The organism is Streptomyces himalayensis subsp. himalayensis, from assembly GCF_013778455.1.
GTDB classification, from domain to species: Bacteria; Actinomycetota; Actinomycetes; order Streptomycetales; family Streptomycetaceae; genus Streptomyces; species Streptomyces himalayensis.
In genome coordinates, this window is the sequence record NZ_JACEHE010000049.1 from 25,285 (window position 1) to 43,094 (window position 17,810).

Consider the following 17,810-nt stretch of genomic DNA (forward strand, 5'->3'; position numbering starts at 1 on the left):
CTCAGTACGCGGCTGAGTTGGCGGCCGCGAAGTGGTACAGGGTGCGGGCGGAGCCGTAGCGGTGGAACTCGGCCGGGTCGTGGTCGAACCCGGCGGCGGATAGCAACTCGGCTAGTTCGGCGCGGTGTTCGTCGTGCATCGGCTTCTCGACGCAGTCTGCGCCGAGCGAGGCCACCGATCCGCGCACGTACAGGTGGGCCTCGTAGATCGAGTCACCGAGCGCCTCGCCCGCGTCACCGCACACCACCAGCCGCCCCGCCTGCGCCATGAACGCGCTCATCGGTCCGATGTCGCCGCCCACGACGATGTCGATGCCCTTCATCGAGATGCCGCAGCGCATGGAGGCGCTGCCCTCGATCACCAGCAGCCCGCCGCGCCCTGTGGCACCGGCCGACTGCGATGCGTCGCCCTTCACGCGGACGGTCCCGGACATCATGTTCTCGGCGACGCCAACCCCGACGCTGCCGTGCACGGTCACCGTGCCGCCGTCGTTCATGCCCGCGCAGTAGTAGCCGGCGTGGCCGCGCACGTCGACGGTCACCGGGTGGCGCAGGCCGACCGCGAGGGCGTGCTTGCCTTGTGGGTTGAGCACCTCGCAGGCCTCGACGGAGCCGGTGTGCAGCTTCGCATTGAGGTCGCGTACGGGGCTGGTGTCCAGGTCGATACGCGTGGTCAGCGGTTGTGTGGTCACCGGCTCTGTCGTCAGCGGCTCCATGCGTAGACCCTCTCCGGCTCGGGCTCGTAGATACGGGCGGTGTCGATGCCCGGCAGCACCGCCAGGGCGCGGAACTCCGAGGCCATGGCCACCCAGGCGTCCGTCTCGGCGATGATCGCGGGCTTGCACGCGATGGCGTCGCGGACGACGGCGAATCCGTCGCCGTTCGTGACGAGCAACGTGTAGAAGCCGTCGAAGCGCTCGCACAAGGCCCGCAGCGCCTTCTCCAGGTCCTCGCCCTGCGCCAGCCGCGCCGCGACGAACCGGGCGCCGACCTCCGAGTCGTTCTCGCTGTCGAACTCCACGCCTTCGGCCGCCAGTTCGCGGCGGATGGTGGCGTGGTTGGCGAACGATCCGTTGTGCACGAGGCACTGGTCGTCACCAACGGAGAAGGGGTGGCAGCCTTCCGGGGTGACGGCCGACTCGGTCGCCATGCGGGTGTGGGCGAGGCCCTGCCAGCCCTGCGCTTCGGCCAGACCGTAGGTCGCGGCGAGGTCCCGTGGATTCCCGGTGCCCTTGTAGACGGTCAGGTCGGTGCCCGTGCCGACGATCAAGGCGTCCGGCGCGGCCTTACGGACGGCCGCCGCCAGTACGTCGGGTGCGACCGGTGCGGCGACGATCGTGGTGTCGCCCGCTTTGGTCACCAACACCTCGGGCAGGCCGGGGAATGCGTCCGGCAGTGCGCCGATCACCGACACTGCGGCATGGCCCTCCGGGCAGCGGCGCCGGTCGCCGTAGACGGCGACACCAGCCGAGTCCGGGCCGCGTTCGACGATCTGGCCGAGCATGGCTTCCAGCAGGGTGCCCAGCTGCGGATGCAGTCCGGGGTCACGCAGATGAAGACCGACGATCCCGCACATCGGCACATCCCCTTTCGTGCGTACAGAGTCCGTGGATCAGAAAGCAGTGAGGTAGCGGTCGACCTCCCATGAGCCGACCGTGCTGTGCCAGGCGAAGAACTCCTCGCGCTTCAGCCCGGCGAAGTAGTCGCAGACTCCGGGCCCGGCGGCATCCAGTGCGCCGCCCACCACGGGGTCGGCGGCCAGGGCGTCCACCGCGTGCAGCAGGGTCAGCGGCAGTTCGGGGCGCTTCGTGCCGTCGTCCGCTCCGGGCGCACCCGGGTCCAGGCCGCGCTCGATCCCGTCGAGGCCCGCGGCCAGCGCGGCGGCCAGCGCAAGGTACGGGTTCGCGGAGCCGTCGCCGCCGCGCATCTCGATACGGTTGCCGTCCGGGACACGTATGAAGTGCGTACGGTCATTGCCCCCGTAGCTCGCGTGCCGGGGCGACCAGGTGGCGCCCGAGCGAGTCGAGACCGCGCCTGTGCGCTTGTACGAGTTGACGGTCGGGGCCAACACGGCCTGCAGTCCCGGCGCATGTTCGAGGATCCCGGCCAGGAACGAGTACGCAACCTCCGACAGCCCGAGCGCACGCTCGTCGGCGCCGTCGGGGAACAGCGCGGCACCGTCCCGCCACAGCGACAGATGCAGATGCATGCCGCTTCCGGTGCGGTCGCTGAACGGCTTCGGCATGAACGTGGCCGTCATGCCGCGCTGTTCGGCGAGCACGGAGATGAGATAGCGGGCGGTGATGACGCGGTCGGCGGTGGTCAGCGCGTCCGCGTAGGCGAAGTTCTGCTCGAACTGCCCGTTTCCGTCCTCGTGGTCGTTGGCGTAGTTGGCCCAGCCGAGGGCGTTCATCGCCGTCGAGACGGCGGTGAGGTGCTCGTACATCCGGGTCAGCCCGCGCGCGTCGTAACACGGCTGGGCGCTGGTGTCCTTCGTGTCCGCGGGAGCGATCCGGCCGTCGGCGTCGCGCGAGACGAGGAAGTACTCGACCTCCGCGCCCGCGAAAAGCTCCAGTTGCTGCGCCCGTGCGCGCTCCAGCAGCGTCTTGAGGATCACGCGGGGAGCGTACGGCCAGGGTTTGCCCTCCACATGCGGGTCGCAGTGCACGAGCGCCAGCCCCTCCCGCACCCACGGCAGCGGGGTGTACGAGGCGAGGTCCGGGAGGGCGATGAGATCCGGGTCGCTGGGCTGCTGGCCCATCGCCCCGGCCGCGTAGCCCGCGAACCCGACGCCCTCGTACTGGAGTTCGTCCGCCGCCTCGACGGGGACGAGCTTGGCGCACGGCTTGCCCGTCAGATCGACGAAGAGAGCGAGCAGGAACTTCACGCCGTCGGCGCGGGCCCGCGTGGCGAGGTCCGAAGGAGCCTCATCCTGAGCGGCTTCGGCTGGTGGCGTGGAGACATCGACGGTCATGGGGGCTCCAGAATCCGGGGTCGCGAGCGGTCAGGAGGAGATCTGAGGAGACAGCGCAGAGGTCGGTCAGAAGTCAGTCAGAGGTCGGTCAGGAGTCGGGCAGCAGCCAGTCCGCCGCGGCTCGGCGGAACCGGGTCAGGCCCTTGTACTCGGCCATGTCGTCGGGTAGTTCGGCCAGGACGCGGCCGAACCGTGTCCGCCAGGCCGGCACCTGCGCCAGTTCGGCGAGCGACAGGAGATAGGTGCGGATCAGGAACAGCACGGCACCCGAGGCACCGAGCCGGATGAGGTGCTGGACCTCGACGCGCAGCTGCAGCCGCTCCGCGAGCTCGTCCGCCGGCGCCTCGGCGATCAGCCGCCGGTCCCTGCCCCACAACGGGTAGACCTCGGTCGACTGGTCGAGCCGCCGGTCCACCGACATGGTCCAGTTCGTACGCCGGTACTCCTGGCCCGGCTGCAGCCGCATCAGGAAGCGCTCGGCGCGCGAGATGACGCCCTCCTCATGGACGCGCGGCACGGGACCGTGCACCTCGAGGAAGCGCATGCCGACGTCGAAGTGCAGCGACCAGTCGGCGGCGAAGGTGACCAGTCCGGCATCGGCCCACAGTGAGCCCTCACGCTGGTCGAGGAGCACGATGTCGTCCTGGATCTGACTGCCGAGGAACCCCAGGGGGCCGCCGGGCAGAGTGTCGTCATCTCCGTCCCGGAAGCGCTGCTCGATGCCCAACAGTTCATTGCGCCAGACGAGTTCGTCGCCGTCCCGGCGCAGCTCCATCATGTCCGGGTGCTGGGCTGCGAGCTCGCGCAGCAGTGTGCGCAGCGCGTCCCAGCAGGCCGGGCGCATGTGGGGCAGGACGGTGAGCCGGGTGGGATCGGCAGCGAGTATGCGCTCCCGTTCCGCCAGCTCTGCCGCGTACTCGCCGTCGATGTCCAGGATTCCGCCGCCCCAGCCCCCGGCCTCGGTGGCGACCGGCACCCGGGCGGGCTCGACGTTGGTGGAGTAGCGGTAGGTGTCGGCGCGGAACGGGAACGGGAAGCCCGCGATCCGCGACGACAGCGCGGCAGAGCGCCGCGCGGCAGCAGTAGTCACAGGTCCACCTCCAGGGTCTCGGTCTCGCTGCGGGAGACGCAGCACATGACGCTGTCCCCGGCCACCCGCTCGTCCTCGGACAGGAACTCGTCGCGGTGCAGGGGCCGCCCGGCGAGCACAGGCACCCGGCATTCGCCGCACACCCCCTGCCGGCACATGTTCGGTACCTCCACACCGGCGTTCTCCAGCGCCTCGAGCAGGCTGGTACCCGCCGGTACGGAAACCTGGCGCCTCGACCGCCCGAGACTCGCCGTGAACGGCTGCCCCGGATCGAGCTCGGCGGGGGTGAACCGCTCCAGGTGCAGCCGCTGCGGCGGCCATCCGGCCGCGGCGGCCTCCTGCAGCACCCGGTCCATCAGCGCCGCCGGACCGCAGACGTACAGATGGGTCCCCATAGGCTGAGAGACCAGCGCCTGCCGCAGCAGCACACTGAACTCACTCTTCTCGGTGACGCGTTGCGCGCGCTCGCCCAGCAGTTCGGAGAGCTCATCGGCGTACGCTCCGGCCCCCGGGCGATGCACATACAGCAGCCGTACGTCCGCACCCCAGCGCACGGCGTTACGCGCATGGCTGAGCAAGGGCGTGATGCCGATGCCTCCGGCGATCAGCAGATGCCGGCGCGCGGTGGACACCGGGGGAAACGCGCTGCGCGGCGGCGACAGGGCGACCCGGTCGCCGGGCTGGAACCGATGCATCTGCTCGGAGCCGCCACTCCCGCCGTCCGCCGTCGGGCGACGCAGGACAGCGACGGTGTAGGCACCCGGGTCGATGCCGCAGTTGGTCAGCGAGTAGGCGTTGCGCTGAGGCCCGCAGTCGACGACGACGTGACTGCCCGGCGGATGGGCGGGCAGCGGTCCGTCGTCAGGCCGGGTCATGACGATCTCGCGGATTCCCTCGGCGATCTCGGTGCTGCGCCGGACGACGAGCTTCAGGGTCACTGCAACTCCTCCGCATCGGCCATGAACCCCAGGTGAGTGGCGGTTCGCCGGGAAACGTGGTGGTAGACGTACAGGGACCGGCCGCACCCGGAGCAGCCTGTGACCTCGCCGAGGGCCGCGTCGGCGAGGGTCGTGGCGCCGCAGTGCGCACACCACACCCGGGTCCGCACCGCGTCGGTCACCAGGACGGTGATCTCCGCCTCCAGGACGCCGCCCCGGAGCGCCTCCGCATGGGCCCGCAGTACGTCGCACTGCGGGCCTGCCAGCATCAGGCGCCACCCCACGGTGGCGTACTCGACCTGCCGGCGGAGCTCGGCGACGGCCTCGTCGGTGGCCGCCTCGCCGTGCCACGACCACACCGTCCGTCCGAGGGCGTGCAGTTCGCGCCCCCAGCCCGCCGCGAGCGGCGCCGCGTCCGGCCCGAAGGACATCACCGCATACGCGCGGCCGGTCCGGTCCACACCCGGATCCGCCGTCGGCCAGCGCGGAACACTCGTGTGCTGGAGACCCATGTCAGGGAGCGAAGCTGCGGTGGCCGGCGTAGAAGCCGACGGCGTGGTCCGGCGTCTCGAACTTGACGGTGGTGCCCTTGGGGAAGAACAGCACGTCCCCCTTGGCCGCGTGGACGACCTGGCCGGTCGCCATGTCGGTGAGCGTGAACTCCCCCTCGACGACGAACTTGGTCTCGTCGTAGGTGTACTCGTAGACGAGCGGCTCGGAGTGGAAGAGCTCGAAGAACCCCGAGCAGATCACCGCACCACCGGGGTTGGCGAACGCGTCGCCGATGAACGCCTTGGAGCCCTCGACGTTCATGCTCGGGAGGTTGGCGGCACCGTCCTGCACTTTGAGGATCGCGCCTTCGGTCGTGGTCATCCTCGCCCTCCTTGCTCGTATCCTGCAGTGAAATCAAGTGTCATACGAGGAAACGCTCGGTGGGTTACGCGGCCGTGAACGCGTGTTTCGGGCACATCAGTTGACGTCGCCGCTGACGCGCCCGGAACCGAGGAACGTGGCCAGCGAGTCGTCGAGCTCCTCCCACCACGGGGTGTGGTGCAGAGGGGCCACCGTGCCGGTGCACGGCGACGCGAAGGAGCGGTCCCGGTAGCCGGTGATGCTCTCCTCCTTGTGGTGCTCCCAGGTCGCGAAGTGCTGCCGGGCCAGGTCGAGATCGAAGGCCGGGTAATCGGTCGGCTTCATCAGGTCACGCAGGTAGTCGGTCTGGAAGTCGATGTCGTCCATCGGTCCGGCGAGGGTGTCCTGGCGGGCGCGCCAGGAGGCGATGTCGGCCTGCATCGCGTCCGGCTCGGGCAGCGCGATCCGCCCGAGGATCACATCGCGCACATAAAACGCCTGCGCGTCGAACATCGAGAAGGTGTAGTACTGGTCCTGCATCGCCAGGTACATCAGCTTCGGGTTGGGCGTCCAGACGACGCCCTTGTAGAGCTTCTCCGGGTACAGCTCATTGCCCGTACGCAGCCGCAGCGCCTCCTCGACGAACGGGAAGTGGTGCCGGTAGCCGGTGCACAGCACGATCGCGTCGACGTCACGCGTGGAGCCGTCGGCGAAGTACGCGGTCCGCCCCTCGACCCGGTCGAGCCCCGGCACCTCGCTGATCCCCTCGGGCCAGCCGAAGCCCATCGGGCTCGTCCGGTACGAGATGGTGACCGACTCGGCCCCGTACTTGAGCGACTGCAATGCGATGTCCTCGGCCGAATAGCTGCTGCCCAGGATCAGCAGTTCCTTGCCCGCGAACTCGCCCGCGTCACGGAAGTCGTGGGAGTGCAGTACGCGTCCGGGGAAGGTCGAAAAGCCCGGATACTCGGGGAAGTTCGGCGTCGAGAAGTGCCCGGTGCCGACGATCACCCAGTCGAACTCCTCGGTGCGGGTGGACTTGTCGGCACGGGACTCCACCGTCACCTCGAACGTGCCGCGGGCCTCGTCGTACGCGATCCACCGCACGGCCGTGTCGAAGTGGATGTACTGCCGGACGCCGCTCTTCTTGGCCCGGCCGGTGATGTAGTCGTAGAGCACCTCGCGGGGCGGGAACGACGGGATCGGCCCGCCGAAGTGCTCATCGAAGGTGTAATCGGCGAACTCCAGGCACTCCTTGGGGCCGTTCGACCAGAGGTAGCGGTACATGCTGCCGTGGACGGGGTCGCCGTGCTCGTCCAGGCCGGTGCGCCAGGTGTAGTTCCACAGACCGCCCCAGTCGCTCTGCTTCTCGAAACAGACGACTTCGGGGACATCCGCGCCGGCGAGCCCGGCCTGCTCGAAGGCGTGCAACTGGGCGAGCCCGCTGGGACCGGCTCCGATGATGGCGACACGGGACATGGGAGATCCTCCTGTAGGTGGGTGTGGGGGGAGGCGAGGGGGTTCAGGAACGCGGGCGCGTCTTGTCGGGGTCGTAGAACGGGAAGCGCACGACCTGCGCGGGGATGCGCTTGCGATGGCCGTCGAGCTTGCCGATCTCGACGTACGTGCCGGGATCCGCGTACTGGACGGCGATCCGGCACAGCGCGATGTTCCTGCGCAGCAGCGGCGAGAGCGTCGCGCTCGTCACCACGCCGACCTGGGAGCGTCCGACGTGGACGCAGTCGCCGTGCCGGGCGGGCTCGTTGCCCTCCAGCTCCAGGCCGACGAGGGTCCGCTGCGGACTGGCCTTGCGGGCGAGCAGCGCCTCCCGGCCGACGAACTCGTCCTCCTTCGTATTCAGCGGCACGGTGAAGCCGATGCCCGCCTCGAAGGGGTCGGTCTGGTCGGAGAAGTCGTATCCGGCGAAGACCAGTCCGGCTTCGATGCGGAGCATGTCGAGCGCGGCCAGGCCCAGGGGCGTCAGGCCGTATGGCCTGCCGGCCTCCCACACCGCGTCCCACAGCGCCGTCGCGTGCTGCGGATGGACCCATATCTCGTAGCCGAGTTCGCCGGAGTAGCCCGTACGGGAGACCAGCAGCGGGATGCCCTGATGGTCGCCGAGGCGGCCGACGGCGAAGCGGAACCAGCCGAGGCCGGTGAAGGCGGGCTGGGTCGGCGGGGTCCAGATGATCTCGGCGAGCAGGTCGCGGCTGGCGGGGCCCTGGACCGCGATGTTGTGCAGCTGGTCTGTCGACGGCTTGACCCAGACGCGGTCGAGGCCGAGCCGCTCGGCCTGCTCGCGCAGCCAGATGCCGTCGTAGTCGTCACCGCCGACAAAGCGGAAGTTGGTGTCGCCGAGCCGGAAGACGGTGCCGTCGTCGATCACGCCGCCAGTCTCGTTGCACAGGGCCGTGTACACGACCTGGCCGTGCGACAGCTTGCGGATGTTGCGGGTGAGGGTGGCCTGGAGGAGGGCTTCCGCGTCGGGCCCGAGCACCTCGAACTTGCGCAGCGGGGACAGATCCATGACGGCCGCGCGCTCGCGGCAGGCCCAGTACTCCTCCTGCGGACCGTGGTTGTCGTAGCTGTCCGGCAGCCAGTAGCCGCGGTACTCGGTGAACTGCCGCGTCAGCTTCTCGGTCCTGGGCGCGAACGCGGTCGGCCTGGTCAGTGTCGGCTCGGCGTCCGGGGTGACCCGATGGGCCATGGCCATGGAGAAGGTCCTCCTCGCGTCGTACACGCGGATGTGGATGTCCGTGGGCTCCCAGGCGTTGGACGGGTCGATGTCGTCGGGACACGCGGAGGAGGCGCAGACGAGATCCGTCATGGCCCGCATCAGGACGTAATCGCCGGGCCGCGACCATGGTTCGTCGAATACGAGCACCTGCGCATCGTCGAACGCCGTGTTGTAGAAGAGGTTCAGCGCGGGCCAGCCGGTCCGGGCGGCGATTCCGTAACCGGCGAGCTCCGCATTGAAGTTGTCCGTGCAGTTGGCATGGCCGGGATAGCCCATGTCCTCGTAGTACTTGGCGTTGCAGGCGAGCCCGAACGTGTCGTGCCGGCCGACCGTGTCGCGGACGATCTCCACGAGCGGCCGGGCGTCCTCGTCGTAGAACTTGCCGTGCAGTCCGGGCTGCGGATAGGCGCGGCCCGTGAAGTGCCGGGTCGTGGTCGCGTCGAGACCGCGCTCGAGACCGTTCTGCAACCGCCTGGCGTCGAAGGCCAGATAGTCGGAGCACTGCCCGCCCTCGACGTCGATGACCTGGATGTACTGGCCCTTCTTGACCTCATAGCCGCGGGCGGTGGCCGCGTCTATCCGCAGATCGAGCACGGGCTCGGCCAGCGGCTCCGGCAGCCGGGGCTCGTGGGCGACCCGAGGAGCGGCACGGCGTATCTCGATGAGCAGATCGGACGGCGGGTTGGCGGCCTCGTCGTCCACAGCCATGGGTACGGCGGGGGCGGCGACCAGGACGACGGCCTCGCAGACGGCGGTGAACGACTCCCGGGCACCGGCGGGCGACCAGCCGCCGAACAGCCTTACCGCCATGGCCCGTTCCGGATCGATGCCGTACTCGGCCGGGACGGCGGACACGTTCGGCGCCGCGGACCCGCGCAGCACCGTGGCCGGCGCATCGAGGGTGATCCCGAGCGCGGAGCCGGTGGGGCCCTCGCGGTCGAGAACGGTCAACTCGGCGGGCTGCCTGCCGTGCCGGTCGACCACATCGATCCGGTCACCGGGTCGCAGCCGTACGCCGGTGACGCCGCCGGGTCGGACCCCGTAGGTCTCAAGGCCCGGCTCCCGTGGGGTGAGGCCTGGCAGAAGCAGTCGGGACGAAGACGGTGACAGTGCCATACGGACCCACCTTCCGATGTCCTACGGTGAAATACCGTATCGCCACAGGAAACAGCGGTGGTTAATGAGCCGTTAAGGCCTGTTACAACGAGCAATGGCCTCAACACGCCACACAGCCCGGCCCGTTGATGCACGGAGCCGGGCCGCGTGGCCTGATGGGCCGGGGCAGGTGATGCGTCGGAGTGAGGTTGCGTGCCGGGCGCGCCGGTCTCAGCCCTTGCCGCGCTCGGCCGCGGCCGACGCGAGCGCCTCCGCGGACTCGACGACCTCGCGGCTGCGCTCGGCCAGCTTGGGCGCGGGCCCGTACATCGCACCCTCCAGGTCCCAGGCCACCTCACCGTGGACCGTCACGTCGACGCCGTTCTCCTCGGCTTCCGCCTCCAGCCGCATGCCCATCGTCTTGTCGATGGCCTTCACCAGTAGCCAGGTGACGACGAAGGAGTACGCGAGGACCGCGAGCGCCGCCACGGTCTGGACGCCGAGCAGACGGAAGCCGCCGCCGTAGAAGAGGCCGGTGGCCGCGCTCGGTGCATCGGGCGTCGCGAACAGTCCCACCATCAGGGTTCCGGCGACGCCGCCGACCAGGTGGACGCCGACGACGTCGAGTGAATCGTCGTATCCCAGCTTGTACTTGAGCCGGATGGCGAGCGGGCAGAGGGCGCCGGCGATCGCGCCGACGGCGAGCGCACCCATGGGGGACACGGCGCCGCAGGCGGGGGTGATCGCGACGAGGCCGGCGATGAGGCCCGATGCCGCACCCAGCGCGGTGGCGTGCTTGTCCATGATCCGCTCGACGAGCAGCCAGACCAGCATGGCCGCGAAGGCGGCGTTCATGGTCGTGAGGACGACGACCGATGCGCTGTTGCCCGAGGCAAGGGCCGAGCCGCCGTTGAAGCCGAACCAGCCGAAGAAGAGGATGCCGCCACCCAGAACGGTGAACGGAATGCTGTTCGGGCGCGGCTGCCGGGGCCAGCCGCGCCGGGCGCCGAGTGCCAGTACGGCGGCGAGGCCCGCGGCACCGGAATTGATGTGCACGGCGGTTCCGCCCGCGAAGTCGACGGCCGCGAGCCGGTTGAGGATCCATCCACCCGTGAGCGAACCGTCCTCGGCGCTCAGCGAGAACACCCAGTGCCCGATGGGCAGATAGACGAGGCTGACCCACAGGGCGGAGAAGACGATCCAGGCGCCGAAGCGCACCCGGTCGACGAGTGCCCCGGCGATGATCCCCACCGTGAGCGCCGCGAACAGCGCCTGGAACGCGGCGAACAGGGCCGGGGGAATGGCTGCTTCCTTGTCCCCCTTGAGTACGTCCGTGAGGCCGGCGTGTTCGGTGATGTCACCGAGGAGGCCGAGGCCGCCGTAGGAGTCACCGAAGACCGCGGAGTAGCCGTACAGGGTCCAGACGACGGCTCCGGCGGCAACGGCGCCGAACACCATCATGATCATGTTGAGCATGCTCCTGGAGCCCACCATGCCGCCGTAGAAGAGCGCGAGGCCGGGCACCATGAGACTCACCGCCGTGAAGGAGGCGAGAATCCATGCGGTACTTGCTGCGTCCATGCTGTCGTCCTCCAGATCGTGCGACGGCCGGTGCCGCCTGCCGTCCTGTCTCCTGAAGAGAACCAATGTTGAGAGACAGTGGACGATCGGTGTTACGGGACGCGGTGCACTGGATAAAGAACGTGTTGCCCGAGGTCGCTCGGCCCGCAAAGGACAACTACCGACGTGCTCTGACGCTATGTCAGGGCTCGATGTCCCCGTAAGCCACCACGGACAGGAAGCGGATCGGCAGTTTCACCAGCTCCTGCGGGCCGTGCACACCCTCGCCGTCCAGTTGGAGGGCGTCGCCGGGCTCCATCCGGTAACTGGCGTCACTGTGCCCGTACACCATCTCGCCCTCGAGCATGAAGATGAGTTCGGTGCCGGGGTGCTGGAAGAGCGGGAACACCTCACTCTGCTCGGTCAGCGTGACGAGGTGGGCCTCCATCCGCTTGTGCGGTCCGCGCAGGGCGCCGAGGAGCGTGTAGTCGTGGCCGACCCTGGTCCCGCGCTGCACGATGCGGGCCCCCGACCCCGCCGGGGTGAACACCGCCTCCCGCTTGGCGTCGGCGCCCCGGAACAGGGCCGTGACCGGCACATCCAGGGCGGCGGCGAGCCGGGCCAGCGTGGTGAGGCTGCAGGAGGTCTGGGCGTTCTCGATCTTGGACAGCATCGCCTTGGAGATCCCGGCGCGCGTCGCCATGTCACCCACGGTCAGCCCGATGGCCTGGCGATACCGGCGCACCTGCACCGCGATCGCCCGCTCCAGGGCACCCTCGACGGGCGCGGGCTGATCGATCTCCCGCGCGGCCGGACCATGCTCGGCCCACTCCCCCGCCTCGGGATTCTCCTGGTGCTCCCGCGCCTCGCTCATCGCCTCCCCGTCCATTCGTGCAGCATAACGACCGGGTCGGCGCTGTGGCGCGCCCTCGGTCGTCATCACAGCGGTCGACACAAGCACGTCAGACCACAGAGGGGCTCATCGGTGGCTCAGCACGTTGATCAGCACGTTGATCATCCTGCCATTGGGGTCACGGACGAAGAACCGGCGCACTCCCCACTCCTCATCCTGCGAGGGGTGCTGTCGGGCATGGCCCGGCGGATGGACATAGGGGACTCCTGCTGACGTATCTCCAACGACCGTCACTGGGATGGTCATAGAGTGATGCACCATGCGAAGCCTGGCCCGTCTGCCGAAGGCCCATCTCCATCTCCATCTCGAAGGCGCGATGCGCCCAGCCACGCTCGCGGAACTAGCGGGCGAGCGTGGCGAACAGCCGCCGGACTCAGGCGGCTTCAAGTCGTTCGAGGACTTCATGCCCTTGTATCGCGTCGCTGCGCGGCTGGTGCGCGAAGGCCCGCGGGAGAACCTTCTGCGGCTGGTGCGCGAAGTGGTCGAGGACGCCGCCGCAGACGGAGCGGTATGGATCGAACCCCATGTGAACCCCCTGACCTACGAGGACGACCCGGACGCCGCGCTGGAACTGCTGGACGCGGTGATCGACGAGGGCCGCCGTACCGCCGCCCGGCTGGGCATCGGCTTCGGCGTCCTGGTGTTCGCCCGGCGTAACGCGGATCCTTCGGAGGCCGTCGAGACCGCCCGCCTCGCGGCCCGGCGGGCAGACAACGGGGTGGTCTCCTTCGGGCTGGCCGGAGACGAGGCCCACTATGCCCCTGAGCCGTTCGCCGAGGCTTTCGCCATCGCCCGTGATGCCGGGCTGATTTCCGCCCCGCACGCAGGGGAACTCGCAGGTCCGGCCAGCGTGCGCGCCGCACTTGACGTGCTCGACGCGCGACGGATCGCCCACGGCGTACGGGCGGTTGGGGAACTCGCAGGTCCGGCCAGCGTGCGCGCCGCACTTGACGTGCTCGACGCGCGACGGATCGCCCACGGCGTACGGGCGGTTGAGGACCCGGCTCTCGTCGCCCGCCTGGCTGCGGAAAGCGTAGTCCTCGACGTCTGCCCCACCTCCAACGTCGCCCTCGGCGTCGTGGAATCCCTGTCCGTCCACCCCCTCCCGCTTCTGCTGCAGGCCGGCGTCCGGTGCACCCTCAACGCCGACGACCCCCTCCTGTTCGGCCCGGGCCTGCTGGAGGAGTACGAGACAGCCCGCGCGACCTTCGCCCTCACCGACCCCCAAATCGCCGCGATAGCCCGCACCTCGGTCGAATCCTCTGGCGCCCCGCGCGCACTGGTGGAGGATGCGGTCAGGCTCATCGGCGACTGGCTGGACATCCCTGACCAAGCAACGGCACCCCCCATCCAAGGGCGTGGCGACTGCCGCACCCGTGGCTAGCCCTCGGGAACAGGCGGCCGAGATGGTGGACAGCCTTTTACGACCAGTCGGCCGCGCCATGCAGATCCATGGCGAGCTCGGGGTCTCGGTCAGGACCGCGATCCAGGTGCGGCAGGTGATGGTCGAGGCGTTCGCGCTTGGTCCGCAGGTACGTGATGTTCTCCGGGCGCGGCGGTGTCAGCAGGGGGACCTGTTCGGTGACCTTGATCCCGTGCCGCATGAGCGCCTCGCTCTTGCGCGGGTTGTTCGACAGCAGCCGCACCGATCGCACACCCAGGTCGTGCAGGATGTCCGCCGCGACCTCGTAGTCGCGGGCGTCGGCCGGGAAGCCCAGGGCGAGATTCGCCTCGACCGTGTCGAGCCCCTCCTGTTGGAGCTTCATCGCCCGGAGTTTGCCCAGCAGACCTATTCCGCGCCCTTCGTGACCGCGGAGGTAGAGCAGAACGCCGCGTCCTTCGCTCGCGATGGCGTGCAGTGCCGCGGACAGTTGCTCTCCGCACTCGCAGTGCTTGGAGCCGAAAGCGTCACCGGTCAGACACTCCGAATGGACGCGGGTGAGCATTCCGTCACCGCCGACGCCGTCACAGGGGCCACCTTGAACGAGTTCGCCCCCACCGATGTCGCCCCCACCGATGTCGCCCCCACCGATGTCGCCATCACCGATGTCGCCGTCACCAATGCCGCCATCACCGATGTCACTGTGACCGATGTCGCCTTCTGTCACGCCGTAGATCAGCGCCATTTGTTCGTCACCGCGATTGCGGTCCAGGTAGCCGACGGCGAGAAAATCGCCGTACACCGTGGACAGTTGGACATTCACCACTCGTTCGACACCTGACGGGCGGGCCTGGCCGCCGTCGAACGTCCAGTCACTTTCTGCCATGGACCGACCCTAGCTGGTATGTGACCGCGGTGTGCGCGAAAATGACGAACAAGTATCAACGGACTGCCCAAAGCCGCCGGGTTCGAAAGGCGCGGAGGCGGAGGAGTCGGAGAGGAAAGACATGAGCGGTGCGGAAACGCAAGCGACTGCCTACGGCGTCCTGCCGTTGAACACGACAGAGGACGTGAAGGCACAACAGGCCGATGTCGCCGTCCTGCCCATCGGCAGCTTCGAGCAACACGGCGCTTTTCTCCCCCTGGTGACCGACACGGTCGTCGCCTGCACCATCGCCCGGGAGATCGCCGCAGCTCATCCCGTACTTCTCCTCCCGCCGCTGACGATCTCCTGCTCGCACGAGCACGCCGCCTGGCCGGGCACGGTCAGCATTTCCGCGGTCACCCTGTACGCCGTCGTACGGGACATCGCCGAATCGCTCCGCAGGTCCGGCATCTCGGCCCTCATTCTGGTGAACGGCCACGGCGGAAATTACGTACTCCGCAACGTGGTTCAGGAATCCGAAGGGACTGGTACGCGCATGGCGCTATTTCCGGGGGCGGCGGACTGGGACGCTGCCCGCGCAAGGGCCGGAGTACAGACCTCCTCACACAGCGATATGCATGCGGGCGAGGTGGAGACCTCCATCCTGCTGCACGCCCATCCGGAACTGGTCCGCCCCGGATATGAATCCGCCGATTTCCTTGCCGATGAGCGTCGGCATCTCCTCACTCTCGGTATGCCGGCTTATACGGAGTCCGGTGTCATCGGCAGTCCATCATTGGCGTCCGCCGTGAAGGGTAAGGAACTGCTCGCCGGACTGGTCGATTCGTTCGCTGAGTACGTCTCTGTCGTTGCCCCTAACACACCGAATGCGAGGGGGACCCGATGACAGCCCATACTGAACGGAAGCCGGACCATCACGTACTGGACGCGGCAGAGGCTTGGGAGCGGCTGCTCGCCATACGGTCCCGGGCGGACGCCGAGGCCGCCGGGCTCGTGGTCGGGGGTGCTAAAGCCGGCCCTGCGTGGCAGTGGCGCCAGGACGCAACGCCCGAAGCAGAACGACTCGCCGACTTGTACGTGCCGCTGTGCCTGGCCGGCCCGCACGTCACGTTCGCGCAGCTCGGGCAGAGCCTGGACGGTTTCATAGCGACCCGTACCGGCGACGCCGACTACGTCACGGGCGAGGACGACCGCCGTCATCTGCACCGCCTACGGGCGCTCGCGGACGCGGTGGTCGTCGGGGCCGGCACCGCCGTCGCGGACGACCCGCAGCTGACGGTGCGCGCCTGCGCGGGGCCAAACCCCCTGCGCATCGTCCTGGATCCGCAAGGCCGTGTCCCGCTGAAGCGACGCGTGTTCATGGACGGATCAGCCCCCACCCTGTGGGTGGTGGGCGCCGGCCAGGACCGCGAGCGATCCGCCGTTCCGGACGGGGTCGACATACTCACCCTGCCCGACCGTGACGCCTTCGCTCCCGCGCGCCTTGTGCAGACCTTCGCGCGACGCGGCCTGGGCCGTCTGCTGATCGAGGGCGGCGGCGTCACCGTGTCGCGCTTCCTGCACGAGCGCGCGCTGCACCGGCTCTACGTCACGGTGGCACCAGTCCTCCTCGGCGACGGCGTCCCGGGGCTCCGCTTCCCCGGCCCGGTGGTGATGCGGGACGCACTCCGTCCGCCCGTCCGACGTACGGTCCTCGGCGAGGACACGCTGTACGAACTCGACCTGGGCACGCCGCAGTCGGGCCATCCGGCGACGGCCGACGAGCACTGCTCCGGCGAACGGACGGCTGTTGAGCGGCCTGCCGAACGGTCGGCGAATGCGTGCTGCGGCGCACGACCGGCGCGTACCGACTCGGGCGAGCCACCTGCCGAGGAGCACCCCGGCACCGGGAAGACCGGCCGCGAAGGCGAGCACTCCGTACACCACGGAGACGGTCAGCCCCTGTGTCGCCCCTAGGCCCGCGGCGCCGAAGGCCCAGGCGGTGACACCCTCCCTGGGCCCCCAGCCTCCGACGTTCAGCGGCAGCGCCATGGCGATCAGCGCGAGTACGGCCAGGGGCACCAACGCGGCGGCCGGCGCCGTCACGCCCGCGACCCGGGCAGCGAGCAGGAACATGGCCACGTGCCCCGCCAGCACCACGACGGACGAGACGACCACACCCGGCCAGATCCCGCGGGCGAGCAGCCCCGAGCGGGCCTCGGTGAGTGCGGCGCGGAACGCACGGTGCGATCGCGACGATCCGGGGCCCGGCTCCTGGCGAAGGCGGCGTCGAGCCCGGAGACGGAGGGCTACCACGGTCATGAACACGGAGAGCACGACCACGGCAAGGGGCAAGGTGGCGTCCGGCATCATGGCGAGTCGGTGGGGCATACGGCCGAGCTCGGGGAGCCCAGGCAGCCCCGACAGCCCCGGCACCCCCGCCAGCGCCGGTGTCGGCTGAGCCGACAGGATCGCCACCCCGGCCACGATGAGAACCACCTGACCAGCGACCCGTTCAAGAACGACCGCGCGGACGCCCCGGCCGATGTCCCCGGCGCTCTGGCCGTGCCGTACGGCGCGGTGCACATCGCCGAGTACGCCGCCGGGAAGCGCCGCGTTGAGGAACAGGGCGCGGTAGTAGTCGGCGACGGCGCCGCCCAACGGCAGCCGCATTCCGAGCCCACGGGCCACCAGACACCAGCGCCAGGCGCTGAGGACCGTCGTGAGCAGACCGATACCGAGGGCGGCCAGGAGGGTGGGCCCGTCGATCCTGTGCAGTCCGTCCACGAAGGCTCCGGTGCCGAGCCGCCAGATCAGCAGGGCGAGGATGATGGCTCCGGCGAGTACGGGGAGATGTTTCCGTACGGCGCCGCATGCGGCTCCGAGTGCGCGGACCCCGGTCCGTACGGCGCGGAGTGCGGGGAGCCGGCTCCGCGCGGCGCGGAGGAGCCGGCCGCGTACGGGAGTTCGTGGCCGACCGCCGACCGCCCGCGGCGGATCCGTCCGTTCTGCGCAGGGCAGCGGGGCGCGCACGGCGTGGGGCAACCGACCACGTACGGCGGCGGACAAGCGACCGCGCGACGCGCTGCGCGGACAACCGCCCGAAGCGAGGGGCAGCTCGCTCGGTTCCGCGCCGGGCAGGTCGTTCTGATCCGTGCGCGCCAGATCGTTCCGTCCCGCGCGAGTCAGATCATTCCGTCCCGCGCGAGTCAGATCATTCCGTCCCGCGCGAGTCAGATAGCTCCGGACGGCATGAGGCAGGTCATTCCGTCCGGCGCGGGGGAGAACGTTCCCTCCCGCGCGCGCTAGATCCCTCCGTCCCGCACGAGGCAGCCCGTTCCCTCCCGTAGGCGCCGTCACGGGACACCGCCCGCGTCCCCGCTCCCGGCCCCGCCCCCGGCCCCGC

At 69.6% G+C, this 17,810-nt stretch carries 15 protein-coding genes and 1 pseudogene; 3 read left to right on the forward strand and 13 right to left on the reverse strand.

Annotated elements, in window-relative coordinates:
- Window position 1: 1 nt before the first annotated feature.
- The 11 genes from H1D24_RS38920 to H1D24_RS38965 all read right to left on the reverse strand — a co-directional run bounded on the left by H1D24_RS38920 (window position 2) and on the right by H1D24_RS38965 (window position 12,134).
- On the reverse strand, window positions 2-715 hold the full coding sequence (locus H1D24_RS38920; protein ID WP_181662482.1) for a glutamate synthase: 714 nt from the start codon (window positions 713-715) through the stop codon (window positions 2-4).
- Window positions 703-1,575 carry a class II glutamine amidotransferase domain-containing protein gene (locus H1D24_RS38925; protein ID WP_181662483.1) on the reverse strand — a complete coding sequence of 291 codons (873 nt, stop codon included), beginning with the start codon at window positions 1,573-1,575 and terminating at the stop codon, window positions 703-705. Before H1D24_RS38925 ends, H1D24_RS38920 begins: the two co-directional genes overlap by 13 nt.
- 36 nt (window positions 1,576-1,611) lie before the next feature.
- Window positions 1,612-2,973, reverse strand: a complete 1,362-nt coding sequence (gene glnT / locus H1D24_RS38930; RefSeq protein ID WP_181662484.1) for a type III glutamate--ammonia ligase — start codon at window positions 2,971-2,973, stop codon at window positions 1,612-1,614.
- 88 nt (window positions 2,974-3,061) lie between these two features.
- Window positions 3,062-4,063: a heme-dependent oxidative N-demethylase family protein gene (locus tag H1D24_RS38935; RefSeq protein WP_220137728.1), complete on the reverse strand. Its 1,002-nt coding sequence runs from the start codon at window positions 4,061-4,063 to the stop codon at window positions 3,062-3,064.
- Window positions 4,060-5,001 carry a PDR/VanB family oxidoreductase gene (locus H1D24_RS41940; protein WP_220137729.1) on the reverse strand — a complete coding sequence of 314 codons (942 nt, stop codon included), beginning with the start codon at window positions 4,999-5,001 and terminating at the stop codon, window positions 4,060-4,062. The genes H1D24_RS38935 and H1D24_RS41940 overlap by 4 nt, the downstream gene beginning before the upstream one ends.
- Complete coding sequence (locus tag H1D24_RS38940) at window positions 4,998-5,513, reverse strand: dimethylamine monooxygenase subunit DmmA family protein (RefSeq protein WP_181662486.1); 516 nt, start codon at window positions 5,511-5,513, stop codon at window positions 4,998-5,000. The genes H1D24_RS41940 and H1D24_RS38940 overlap by 4 nt, the downstream gene beginning before the upstream one ends.
- Before the next feature lies 1 nt (window position 5,514).
- Window positions 5,515-5,874, reverse strand: coding sequence for a cupin domain-containing protein (locus H1D24_RS38945; RefSeq protein ID WP_181662487.1), 360 nt, complete (start codon window positions 5,872-5,874; stop codon window positions 5,515-5,517).
- A gap of 96 nt (window positions 5,875-5,970) precedes the next feature.
- On the reverse strand, window positions 5,971-7,332 hold the full coding sequence (locus H1D24_RS38950) for a trimethylamine monooxygenase (RefSeq protein ID WP_181662488.1): 1,362 nt from the start codon (window positions 7,330-7,332) through the stop codon (window positions 5,971-5,973).
- Between the two features lie 43 nt (window positions 7,333-7,375).
- Window positions 7,376-9,706, reverse strand: coding sequence for a trimethylamine N-oxide demethylase (locus H1D24_RS38955; protein WP_181662489.1), 2,331 nt, complete (start codon window positions 9,704-9,706; stop codon window positions 7,376-7,378).
- A 210-nt stretch (window positions 9,707-9,916) separates the two neighbouring features.
- Complete coding sequence (locus tag H1D24_RS38960) at window positions 9,917-11,266, reverse strand: ammonium transporter (RefSeq protein ID WP_181662490.1); 1,350 nt, start codon at window positions 11,264-11,266, stop codon at window positions 9,917-9,919.
- A 181-nt stretch (window positions 11,267-11,447) separates the two neighbouring features.
- The gene (locus H1D24_RS38965) at window positions 11,448-12,134 is read right to left on the reverse strand and encodes a helix-turn-helix domain-containing protein (RefSeq protein WP_258564678.1); all 687 of its coding nucleotides are present in this window, start codon (window positions 12,132-12,134) and stop codon (window positions 11,448-11,450) included.
- A gap of 283 nt (window positions 12,135-12,417) precedes the next feature.
- Between H1D24_RS38965 and H1D24_RS38970 the strand changes: the two genes are divergently transcribed.
- On the forward strand, window positions 12,418-13,542 hold the full coding sequence (locus tag H1D24_RS38970) for an adenosine deaminase family protein (protein WP_181662491.1): 1,125 nt from the start codon (window positions 12,418-12,420) through the stop codon (window positions 13,540-13,542).
- A 37-nt stretch (window positions 13,543-13,579) separates the two neighbouring features.
- Here the strand turns inward: H1D24_RS38970 and H1D24_RS38975 are convergent, their stop codons facing one another.
- Window positions 13,580-14,425: a GTP cyclohydrolase II gene (locus H1D24_RS38975; RefSeq protein ID WP_181662492.1), complete on the reverse strand. Its 846-nt coding sequence runs from the start codon at window positions 14,423-14,425 to the stop codon at window positions 13,580-13,582.
- 121 nt (window positions 14,426-14,546) lie between these two features.
- Between H1D24_RS38975 and H1D24_RS38980 the strand changes: the two genes are divergently transcribed.
- Both H1D24_RS38980 and H1D24_RS43290 read left to right on the forward strand, forming a co-directional pair.
- Window positions 14,547-15,311: a creatininase family protein gene (locus H1D24_RS38980; protein WP_181662496.1), complete on the forward strand. Its 765-nt coding sequence runs from the start codon at window positions 14,547-14,549 to the stop codon at window positions 15,309-15,311.
- Window positions 15,308-16,381 (forward strand): RibD family protein, encoded by a 1,074-nt coding sequence (locus tag H1D24_RS43290; RefSeq protein WP_258564683.1) that lies wholly within the window; start codon window positions 15,308-15,310, stop codon window positions 16,379-16,381. The genes H1D24_RS38980 and H1D24_RS43290 overlap by 4 nt, the downstream gene beginning before the upstream one ends.
- A 3-nt stretch (window positions 16,382-16,384) precedes the next feature.
- Here the strand turns inward: H1D24_RS43290 and H1D24_RS43295 are convergent.
- Window positions 16,385-17,764: pseudogene (locus tag H1D24_RS43295) on the reverse strand (lysylphosphatidylglycerol synthase transmembrane domain-containing protein); the annotation flags it as partial.
- Window positions 17,765-17,810: the final 46 nt, after the last annotated feature.

What these genes read in the sequence shown, in the direction of transcription:
- H1D24_RS38950 (WP_181662488.1), bottom strand. Translation starts at nt 7,332, where the DNA reads ATGTCCCGTGTCGCCATCATCGGAGCCGGTCCCAGCGGGCTCGCCCAG.
- H1D24_RS38945 (WP_181662487.1), bottom strand. Translation starts at nt 5,874, where the DNA reads ATGACCACGACCGAAGGCGCGATCCTCAAAGTGCAGGACGGTGCCGCC.
- H1D24_RS38980 (WP_181662496.1), top strand. Translation starts at nt 14,547, where the DNA reads ATGAGCGGTGCGGAAACGCAAGCGACTGCCTACGGCGTCCTGCCGTTG.
- H1D24_RS38965 (WP_258564678.1), bottom strand. Translation starts at nt 12,134, where the DNA reads ATGGACGGGGAGGCGATGAGCGAGGCGCGGGAGCACCAGGAGAATCCC.
- H1D24_RS38975 (WP_181662492.1), bottom strand. Translation starts at nt 14,425, where the DNA reads ATGGCAGAAAGTGACTGGACGTTCGACGGCGGCCAGGCCCGCCCGTCA.
- H1D24_RS43290 (WP_258564683.1), top strand. Translation starts at nt 15,308, where the DNA reads ATGACAGCCCATACTGAACGGAAGCCGGACCATCACGTACTGGACGCG.
- H1D24_RS38940 (WP_181662486.1), bottom strand. Translation starts at nt 5,513, where the DNA reads ATGGGTCTCCAGCACACGAGTGTTCCGCGCTGGCCGACGGCGGATCCG.
- H1D24_RS38920 (WP_181662482.1), bottom strand. Translation starts at nt 715, where the DNA reads ATGGAGCCGCTGACGACAGAGCCGGTGACCACACAACCGCTGACCACG.
- H1D24_RS38955 (WP_181662489.1), bottom strand. Translation starts at nt 9,706, where the DNA reads ATGGCACTGTCACCGTCTTCGTCCCGACTGCTTCTGCCAGGCCTCACC.
- H1D24_RS38925 (WP_181662483.1), bottom strand. Translation starts at nt 1,575, where the DNA reads ATGTGCGGGATCGTCGGTCTTCATCTGCGTGACCCCGGACTGCATCCG.
- H1D24_RS38960 (WP_181662490.1), bottom strand. Translation starts at nt 11,266, where the DNA reads ATGGACGCAGCAAGTACCGCATGGATTCTCGCCTCCTTCACGGCGGTG.
- H1D24_RS38970 (WP_181662491.1), top strand. Translation starts at nt 12,418, where the DNA reads ATGCGAAGCCTGGCCCGTCTGCCGAAGGCCCATCTCCATCTCCATCTC.
- glnT (WP_181662484.1), bottom strand. Translation starts at nt 2,973, where the DNA reads ATGACCGTCGATGTCTCCACGCCACCAGCCGAAGCCGCTCAGGATGAG.